Here is a 10,172-nt window from a genome sequence, read left to right as displayed (position 1 = left end):
GCCCCGTGCTGATTGGCGGCAGCTGGCATTTCCAAACCGGCAATTACCACTACATGCCCCATGAAACACCCATTGAGATCCGTACCATCAATGGAATGACTCAAGTCTCTGGTATGCCCCACCAGCACATGCTTGTAAGCGTGGCCCAGGCTATGGGACTATCCGATGACCACATAGGCATCAAACGTATTCAATCTCAAAATGGCACTTCCGTTGACTGCAGCGGTCCTTTGTCAGTTCTTACTTAATGGAGTCTTCAATGATTTGGTCCAGACTATTTACAGCTCTTGTTTTTGTTATGTGTACGGCTTGTGGAGCTGAGGAAGAAACCACCAGCGATAATTGGTGGGAACAAGATGGCAGCGGCGAAGCAGTAGATACCGGCAGCACCGGCGACACCACGGGTACGACCGATAAGCCCGACGATAAACCCGATGATACCGGCGACAAGCCCGAAGACGATGGTGAAAAAGACGGCTACACGGGTCAAATCGACACGGATGCCGGAACAGGGACCTTTAGCTACGAGCGAATTCAAGAAAGCGGAGAAAACTGCAACCTTTCTTATCCCGTGCTCAGTGCCACCGCCGTGGAGACCTGCGAAGCATGTAGCTTTGCTTGGACACTGGAATTAGGCGAGGTCACGATTACCAACGATGCTGGCGGCTGCGGATATTTCGGCAACTACTCAAATACGTCTCGCCACTTCGGACAGGGAAGCAGCCTCTTGGCTGAATACGAAGGCATCAATTACTACTATCTTTACGAATCTGAGGACGGCAGCAGCTGGACAAACAACGGCGGGTTTTCGTGGAACACCGACACAAGCTGGAGCTTTGGCAGCAAGTAGCTTTCTGATTTGCAAAACCTTTTCTCCTCAAAGGATATTCACACTTATTTAAGGGCTTACATGTGCCCTACTCTCACCATGAGCATCTTGGGTCTCCAACCAAAGCTTTCTCCATGCAATCTCGTCAATAAGCACATCATGAAGCACTTCAATCAAAGCTGGTAATCCTTTGCCGTGTAACCTACCCACCACGGCAAAGCTGTCCGGTTTGTGATCCTCCTCACATCTATCCTGACTATAGATAACCCTCGTACTAACCTGTTTAATATAGACTAAAAACATAGAGAAAGTGTTTTATAGAGAGTTGGCCCAACCTGTGCAAATGTAGGTAGTGAAACAGATTCAAGCCCAAGGATTTATTATGAAGAAACAATTATTAATCGCTCTCACTCTGATGATGGTCAACGCACCTGTATTCGCCCAGTCCAACGCTGTATCGCTGGCGAAACAAAGAGATGCTTCCATCGACCGCGGTTTCATCATCTCACACGCCGAAACCCTCAATGAAGGTGAGCTCACCCTCAACAGTTACGAACTCTTCTTGGCCGGTATGAGTTACGGCATCACCGACGATGTGGAACTCACGCTGACCACTCTCCTACCCATCCTTCAAGAGATGCCGGTTGTTCTGGCTCCGCAATTGAAGTGGGTATTTCTTCGAGGTGACCAACAAGTGATGAGCGCCAAGTTGAATGTTATGTTTGCGACAACAACCAGCGGTGATAATTTCAGCGGCGGAACCGTTTCTGGTGGAATTAGCCACGACTTCTATTTCGACCGCGAAGGTCGTTATGCGATGTTCAGCGGACTCGATATCGGCGGAGTTTTCGGTAACGTGGATTCAGACTGGCAAATGGCCAAAGGCCTCATCATGGCAGCAAACCTCGGCTTCAGTGCACAGGTGGCTGATTTCATGAAAATCATGGTGGAAGGTGTTGTACCGGCCGCCTATGGCACTGAAAACAAGCAATTCGAAATCTCCGATGTGGTGAACTTCACCTACGGTATGCGATTCTTCGGTGAAGACTTGGCGGTCGATCTCGGGTTTATCCGCCCATTAGGCGGCGAGATGGCTGACTCAGGACTTCTCATGGGACTGCCCTACGTAGCCTTCACGGCTCGACTCTAAAAATAACAAATCATCATTCTAATAGAATAAATGGTCCCACGCCTCTCCCCCGGCCTGGGGCCATTTTTTGTTTCTTGCTCTTCGACCGAAACTTTTGAGAGAGTGAACGGTTATATGAGCCAAGCCCACCAATGCTGCTCGGGTCTAGGCTTAGAAGAGTGAGATGTTTTTGCGAAAACAATGCCAAAAATACGGAATAATTGAACAACATCAGTTGGTTATGCGTTCTAGAAGCCATCTGGGCGCCCTCTTTCTAGCACTCTCTTTCGTCACGGCCATCATTACCGGTTGCGAATCCGAGCCCGAAATCCGCGACTGGCAGTGCACTGCCACAGAAAACCCGTCGCAGTACCTCAAAGAAATTGGCTGTTTAACTGATTTTGATGAACTTGCTTCCGCCCCTCTGGACGCCAGCATCCCCGGCGCTCGGTCTATCAAAACGGTCATTGATCGATACGACAACAACAACCTCTATTTTCAAAACAGTGAAATCTATCCAATCCATTGGGATTTCGTTTCCCAAAACTTAAGCGGCGATGGTTTGCCCTTGGTGCCCATGCTCACAGAGTTCAACACCACCGAATACAGCTCACCGAGTCGCCGGTTTCTCCTTGGAGCCATCACGCACTACGAAGGTCCCGATATTTACGCCTATGAAATTGCGCCATACGACCTAGCAACCGCTGATATGATTCTAGAGGCCTATCAATCTATCCAAGCTGCGACCTACTTCGGGGAAAACCTGCGCTTCTATGCAAGCTCCGTAGGCATCGAACAAACCGTTGCAAGCATTGCCTCCGAACTAAACCTCATTACGCAACAAGAACTCTACGCCGGTATCGATTATCAACCGCTCAACGTTGCGCAAAGCTACGGTCGACTTCGCTTTGCCACCGCCGAAGAGCTTGAGACCAATTACCTTGGGTTTCGCGATATTGTGGTTTTAGACAAAGTGCCAAATGATATTTCCGTGGTCAGCGGTATCATCACAGAAGAATTTCAAACCCCGCTCTCCCATATCAACGTCCTCTCGCGAAACCGCAACACACCCAACATGGGCCTTCGTGAAGCTTTTTCAAACGAGACACTACGCGCGCTTGAAGGCAAATGGGTTAAGTTTGAAGTAAACTCCTCCGCTTGGAGCATGGAAGAAGTGACCCAAGCTGAGGCCGACGCATGGTGGGAAGAAAACAAGCCTACAGAAGTATTGATTCCGGGACTAAACGATAGCATCACCGAAATCACCAATATCAAAGATACGGTGAATATTGAGGCGGAAGACCTCAAAAATGAAATCAAAATGTCTACCCGAGCATTCGGTGGTAAAGCGGCTCACTACGGTGCCCTGGCCCAAATTGAGGGATTACCCGTTCCCAAAGCCTTTGCCATACCCGTGCACTTCTATCTCGAATTCATGCAAGAGCACGGATTTATTGAGCGCCTCGAAACCATGCTCGCCGACGATGATTTCTTAGGGGATCCCGCGGTGCGTGATGCTGGCTTAACCGCTCTGCGAACCGACATGATGACCGCTCCACTCAATCCTGAATTTGAAGAAACATTGATTCAAAAACTCAATACCGAATTCCCAGGGCTACGCGTGCGGTTTCGCTCTAGCACCAATGCTGAAGATTTAGATGGGTTCACTGGCGCAGGCCTTTATACCTCCGTCAGCGGTGACCCAAACGACCCACAGCGACCCGTCGCAGATGCTATTCGTGAAGTATGGTCGAGTGTTTGGTATTTTCGCGCATTCGAAGAGAGAAGCTACCGAAGCATCGACCACCTCTCCGTGGCCATGGCTTTGCTTGTTCACCGTTCTTTCCCAGAGGAAGAAGCCAACGGTGTGGCGCTCACCAACAACCCATTCGACCCATCCGGACTCGACCCAGCCTTCTATATCAACGTTCAGCTGGGTGACACATCTGTCGTTTTGCCGCCTCCAGGCGTCACGGCCGACAGCTTTCTCTACTACTTCGACCGCACCGACCAACCCGTGACCTATCTCTCAAACTCCAGTCTCACCGACAACGGTGCCGCGGTGCTAAACCGGGTGCAGCTTTTTGAGCTTGGTAGAGCCCTCGACCGCATCCGCACCTTCTTTGCTCCGCTTTATGGAGTCGACGCCACTTGGTGGGCAATGGATGTTGAATTCAAATTTGACGGGCTCCCCGGCCAAGAACCAGAGCTTTTCGTTAAACAAGCACGACCTTATCAATAAGAAAGACTCCCTATGCTTCGCAGATCTTATCTTCCTCTTCTTTCCATTGCCCTTCTAATAGGCTGTGGAGAAACCAACGACACCACCACAGGGTCATCTGCCGAATTGGGGCCCTATGCCGCCTGCGCAGAAAATGAACACGTGGGAAGCTTTGAAGTCACTCTCAAAGAGACATTTACCTCTGTTCAAGGAACCGTCACGGACGCGGTTCGCCCAAGTGATGTTTCAGACGTAACGAGTACCGATGGATCCTGTAAGCTCCTCCAACCCAAAACGCTCTTCTGCGATCCGATGTGCGGTTCCGGAGAAACTTGTGGAGATGACGGTCTCTGCGTAGCTCTTCCGACCAATCAGAGCGTGGGTGTTGTGTCCATCAGCGGTCTCACTGCCGCCGTATCGATGGAGGCGCGTTCGCCAGTGTTCTACTACAACTTTGTCGGCGACCTGCCCCACCCAGCTTTCCTGGAAAGTGAAACTCTGGTTCTCTCAGCTGCTTCAGACGAGGTCTCACCCTTTAGCATTGCCACGGAAGGGATCACGGCACTTACGGTCACCACGACAAGCATGGCCCTCGAACGCGATGCACCCGGCGTACTCGATTGGACCGCCGGAACTGCTCAAGAATCAACAAAGGTCGAAATTGAACTTAATATTGCAAACCACGGCGGAACCCCCGCTAAAGTGCAATGCTTAAGCGATGACACGGGTCATTTTGAAATTCCCGTATCTATGGTCAATGCTCTTCTGGACCTCGGCTTCTCTGGGTTTCCATCCGTTAGCCTTACACGAGCTGCATCCAATGTAGCCTCGACCGACTTCGGTTGCGTTGATTTTCGTGCGCAGTCGACCACTGTCTTATCCGTCGATATCGATGGCCTTACCTCCTGTTCCGACAACAGCGATTGCCCCGCTGAACAAACTTGCCAGCCAGACCTTACCTGCGGCTAAAAAGGACTATCCCAGATGTTTATGAAAAATTTACAGATTGCGACTTCGATTGCGTTCTTAGCGGCCGTGGCCACCTTAGGCACAATTGCATGCAGTGACGGCGCCACCCTTGAAGATGGTACCGAAGAAACCGGCGGGGAAGCCGATACAGAAAGCACCGACCCTGTGGATGAGCCTGGACCCACTATCATTCAACCGACGAAAGAGTTCCCAGGAGCACTCACACAATGGTGTACAGGCCAGCCTGAGGAATTTAGCTTCTTTGTCACCAGTATGGACGCTATTTGGAAAATCTCTGATTCCGTTCCTGACGATTGGGACGGCGGCTTTGGCGGCGACTTTCAAGGACTCGAAGGCGCAGATTCTATCTGCCAAATCATTGGTATCGCCACAGGGCACGGTCACAAACGCTGGCGAGCCCTTTTAAGTGCCACCGATGACGGTGCAGGAAACCCTGTGCATGCCATTGACCGCATTGGACAAGGACCATGGCACGATGCCAATGGTCGGCTCATTGCCAACAACCTAGATGGACTCATGGGCGCGCGACCCGCTGGCGACGAGCAAACCGTAAGTGATTTGCCCGACGAATGTGGAGTGCCCCTATCGGCTATCGGAGATTCACACGATATTCCAACAGGAAGCGACACAGAGGGCAGGCTTCGTAGTACGAACCCTGAGAGCACATGCAATGACTGGACGACATCTGACGGAACAGTCGGGGAATCAGCATCAGGTGGTGGCCCCGGGCAAGCAGCGTCTCCTACCGATGTTTATTGTGGTCACAGCTTTCCACGTCAAGCCGGTGGCGGTGGTGGCGGTGGCGGCGAGTTACGAGGTCAGGAATGGCTAAGTGACCATAAGCTGCGCGGATGTGGAAAAGGAGCAAACCTTGAGCAAAACGGCGGCGGAGTTGGTAATTGCATTGGCTGCAGCGGCGGTTACGGTGCTCTTTATTGCTTTGTAGAAGCTCAAAATTAAAACAAATGTCGTATTACCAATATAGGATTTCAATCATCGCGGTTGTCATCGCCTCGCTAATCCTCTGCTTCACAACGGGGTGCAGCAGCGAAGAAGACTCAGTAGATGAATCAACTGACTCAAATGACCCGGGTGATCCCAGCGGTACCTCGCTTGATCCCTCCCCTGCGTTTCCCGGCCAGATCTCAGACTGGTGTAAGGGGCAACCCGAGAACTTTAGCTTCTTTGTCACCAGCATGAGTGCAATCTGGCAACTCTCGGGATCCGTCCCAGACGATTGGGAGGGCGGCTTTGGCGGTGACTTCCAGGGCATTGAAGGTGCAGATTCCATTTGCCAACTCATCGCCGATGCTACTGATAATGGGCACAAGCGCTGGCGAGCCTTTTTAAGTGCTACCGATGATGGTGCGGGCAATCCAATTCATGCAATCGAACGTATTGGACAAGGACCGTGGCACGACGCCAATGGGCGCCTCATTGCCAATAACCTAGATGGTCTCATGAGGACTCGGCCCGATGGAGACGAGCAGGCTGTTGATGATCTGGCTGATGAATGCGGCGTGCCGCTCTCGGCATTGGGAGATTCACACGATGTCATCACCGGCAGCGACCCACAAGGACGTTTGCGAAGCACAAATCCGGAGAGCACTTGTAATGACTGGACCACTTCAGATGGCAGCGTAGGCGCAACAGCTGAGGGACAATCACGAGCAACCTCCCCAATTGATGTCTTTTGCGGGCATAGCTTCCCACGCGCGACTGATAATCCAGACGATGAAAACAAAAACGGGCAGGATTGGCTCAGCGACCACAAGGTTCCTGGCTGCGGTAAAGGGGCCAACCTTGAACAGGGTAGAAGCGAAGGAAACTGCATTGGTTGCAGCGGCGGGTATGGCGCCATCTACTGTTTTGCTGAAGCTCAAAATTAGGAACACCATGTTATTCTATAAATTGAAAACTCTATTATCCATCCTCACCATCACGTCTCTAAGCCTCTACTTCGTTGCAGGATGCAGTGATGCTGAAAACTTAAGCGAGGACGCGAGTAATGCAAGTGATGTGAGCGACTTGAGCGACGTGAGCGACGCGAGTGACGCGAGTGACGCAAGTGACGCGAGTGACGCGAGTGACGCAAGTGACGCAAGTGACGCGAGTGACACCATTATCCAGCCCACCAAGGCATTTCCAGGCGATTTGCCTGAATGGTGTACAGGACAGCCCGATAACTTCAGCTTCTTTGTCACCAGCATGAACGCAATCTGGGAACTATCGGGTTCCGTCCCCGACGATATGTCGGGTGGCTTTGGCGGCGATTTCCAAGGCGTCGAAGGCGCTGATTCTATTTGCCAAATTATCGCTATCGCAACCGGGAATGGACACAAGCGCTGGCGAGCCTTTTTAAGTGCTACCGATGACGGTACAGGCAATCCTGTAAATGCGATTGAGCGCATCGGAGAAGGCCCGTGGTATGATGCCAATGGTCGCCTCGTTTCCAACGACATAAGCGGCTTGCTCTCAGGAAACCGTCCAGAAGGCGATGCCCAATCGGTCGACGACCTGCCCGATGAGTGCGGCGTCCCTATCTCCGCCATCGGCGATGCACACGATATACCGACTGGTAGCGGCAACGACGGCATGCTTCGAAGCACCAACCTCGAAAGTACTTGCAACGATTGGACAAGCTCAGATGGAGAAGTAGGCGCACCTGACACTGGGTTCGGCCCAGGTGGCTCTGACGCCGAAACCGATATCTTTTGCGGTCACACCTTTCCGAGACAGACAAACGGTGGCGGACCTGGCGGAGACTGGGGTCAAAGCTGGCGCAGCGACCACAAACTAAGAGGTTGTGGTAAAGGCGCTAACCTTTTGCAAAATGGTCCTGGCGAAGGCAACTGTATCGGTTGCACCGGAGGATATGGCGGTCTCTATTGCTTCGTAGAAGCCGACTAAGGCTTTAGTTCGTTTCAATCGGGGTTACGTACTCGCCAACAATTTCTAGGCCAGCCGCACTGCCACCATAATGGGCGGACATTCCCACATCCACCCGCCACACTTGACCATTACAAGCCGAATTGATGCCCTGCTGCTGTACTGTATGCGCCACAACAATTCGGGACACACCCACCGCATCAAGAACACCCTCAAGCTCAGAGCAACCGCTGGCCGTGGTGTTTTGTGAATAGCGCCGGCTCCAAATGGGGCTGGTATCTCCGCTTAAAATAGATGGCTTAGCACTGTAGCCTTTCATCCATTGCTGGACCGAAGCATTCAAATTTTCCAAGCCATAGTTGACGTGGTTCATATGAATCCCGCCGTGGACAAAAAGCGTGTCTCCAACAACAATGGTCGTGTTGTGCTCGCCAAGAATCCGCGCATAAGGGCCGCCCGGTAAAAAGGCGCCAACCCTACCCCGTTGATAAGACGGGTAAGTGGCAATTTTGGAAGTAAGGGGTACGGAGACATTTGAAAATTCAGCCCAACCACCATCGGTCACATATCGGAAATCTTCTTCAACGTTCATCACTTCGTGATTACCATTGAGAGCATAGAATCCACCGCCTGCCGCATAAGCCTGATCTGCAAGCTCTTCGAACAAATCTAAAATAGCCCGTTCGCCATTGCCTCGATCAAGCTGGTCACCCACCTGGACAACCACCAAGTTGCCACCAACCCACTGATTCTGGCCATTGATTGCGCCCACCAACTGAAGCACGCGTCGCGCGGCCTGATAATCACCGTGCACATCACCAATAGCAACGATGCGGGAGTTGGCCGAAACGAAGGTTGGAGGCGGAATGGGCCTTGTAGCCGCTGGTGTGGAAGTACCACTTGAACCCCATGAATAGTCCACCTGTGCGGTTCCACTTTGGTAGCCGAAGACCTTAAGAGTGAGCTCTACCGTGGTGTCGCCCGTAATTCGAATATACTCAAGGCCAGGATTACCAGAACGACCATTGTAGCCGCTGTAGGTAATCGTCATGCCTGCGTAGGTGGTGCTTTCCTGACCCGGTCCAGAAAGCAAACCGTGATTCCCGTTGGGATCCCAAACCACGAGTCGCGTGTTGCCGTGATAAAGCTGAACATCGATATCGCGACCGCCATTGGCTTCTAGCTCAACAAACACATTCGGCTTGCCCGCTGGAATCGTTCCAACCAGCGCAACAGCATTGGCAGGAATCGCCTGCGAAAATGTTCCATTCCCACTTTGCGAACAATCTTCGGGTGCTTCCCACGAGTACGTCACAAGTGCTTGCCCTGCTGCGTATCCAAAGGCACGCATCACCACGTCTCGATTGGTATCTCCCACCACTTCAATAAACTCATAACCCTGCCGACCACCGGTTCCATTGTAACCACTGTATCGATAGGTGGCGCCGGCATAGCTGGTCGACTCCAGCCCTGCGCCGTTCATCAAGCCATTGGGCCAAGCAATGATTTCAGTACCTGTTTGGGCATCGATCAATTGAACATCCACATCGTTGCTGCTTTGCAGATCAATCCGTACCGCCCTCTTACCCGCGGGAATCGTACCCACGACCACGGTGTTGTTCTGACTGATGTATTGCTGGAAAGAATCGTTACCCGAGGAGCAATCTTCTCCCCAATCAAAACCGTCTGCATAGACGCAAGGGGAAAGACACACTAGAGCGGTCATAAAGCTGACCAAACAAACTCGTTCAAACCGGTTATTCATATCGCTACTCTCCTGGGGGCAGCGCGCGTCTACCGGGCGGCACCCAATAACGCAACACCTTCCGAAAGGCCTCGTAAGCAACTGTAAATACTCAGTTATTTTCAAGCTTAGTTCAAAAACAAGTTCCGTATTCATGAGCCAGCCCCGTCACTGCGAATACAATTCCCGGCCTTCCTGGTGAATTACCTCCAAGAGGGTTAGCATCAACCTTGGAGGCCTGACGTTGACTACTGAATCCAAAACACTGCCGAAACCGCCCGCATTTATCCTCTTACAAGCCATGAAAGCATCCGCGAACCCTGCGGCATTCTTTAAACGTTGCCAAGAAAATCAGGGCGACCCCTTCTGT

At 51.8% G+C, this 10,172-nt stretch carries 9 protein-coding genes; 8 read left to right on the top strand and 1 reads right to left on the bottom strand.

The window, feature by feature from the left end; translation table 11 throughout:
- From HOK28_10035 to HOK28_10000, 8 genes are all read left to right on the top strand, one after another.
- Positions 1 to 248: hypothetical protein (locus HOK28_10035; GenBank protein MBT6433420.1), on the top strand; the 248-nt coding region annotated here is incomplete at its 5' end.
- Positions 249 to 259: 11 nt separating this feature from the next.
- A complete protein-coding gene (locus tag HOK28_10030) occupies positions 260 to 850 on the top strand; it encodes a hypothetical protein (GenBank protein ID MBT6433419.1) in 591 nt (196 codons plus the stop codon).
- Between the two features lie 361 nt (positions 851 to 1,211).
- Positions 1,212 to 1,979, top strand: a complete 768-nt coding sequence (locus tag HOK28_10025; protein ID MBT6433418.1) for a hypothetical protein — start codon at positions 1,212 to 1,214, stop codon at positions 1,977 to 1,979.
- Positions 1,980 to 3,279: 1,300 nt separating this feature from the next.
- Complete coding sequence (locus tag HOK28_10020; GenBank protein ID MBT6433417.1) at positions 3,280 to 4,200, top strand: hypothetical protein; 921 nt, start codon at positions 3,280 to 3,282, stop codon at positions 4,198 to 4,200.
- A 12-nt stretch (positions 4,201 to 4,212) separates the two neighbouring features.
- Positions 4,213 to 5,148 carry a hypothetical protein gene (locus HOK28_10015; GenBank protein MBT6433416.1) on the top strand — a complete coding sequence of 312 codons (936 nt, stop codon included), beginning with the start codon at positions 4,213 to 4,215 and terminating at the stop codon, positions 5,146 to 5,148.
- Between the two features lie 15 nt (positions 5,149 to 5,163).
- On the top strand, positions 5,164 to 6,129 hold the full coding sequence (locus HOK28_10010; protein ID MBT6433415.1) for a hypothetical protein: 966 nt from the start codon (positions 5,164 to 5,166) through the stop codon (positions 6,127 to 6,129).
- Positions 6,130 to 6,134: 5 nt separating this feature from the next.
- Positions 6,135 to 7,058, top strand: coding sequence for a hypothetical protein (locus tag HOK28_10005; GenBank protein MBT6433414.1), 924 nt, complete (start codon positions 6,135 to 6,137; stop codon positions 7,056 to 7,058).
- Positions 6,973 to 8,079 (top strand): hypothetical protein, encoded by a 1,107-nt coding sequence (locus HOK28_10000; GenBank protein MBT6433413.1) that lies wholly within the window; start codon positions 6,973 to 6,975, stop codon positions 8,077 to 8,079. Before HOK28_10005 ends, HOK28_10000 begins: the two co-directional genes overlap by 86 nt.
- Positions 8,080 to 8,083: 4 nt before the next feature.
- Here HOK28_10000 and HOK28_09995 read toward each other — a convergent pair whose 3' ends face one another.
- Positions 8,084 to 9,823: a hypothetical protein gene (locus HOK28_09995; protein MBT6433412.1), complete on the bottom strand. Its 1,740-nt coding sequence runs from the start codon at positions 9,821 to 9,823 to the stop codon at positions 8,084 to 8,086.
- Positions 9,824 to 10,172: the final 349 nt, after the last annotated feature.

The organism is Deltaproteobacteria bacterium, assembly GCA_018668695.1.
Lineage (GTDB): Bacteria > Myxococcota > XYA12-FULL-58-9 > XYA12-FULL-58-9 > JABJBS01 > JABJBS01.
This window is presented reverse-complemented; position numbering and strand designations above follow the sequence as displayed.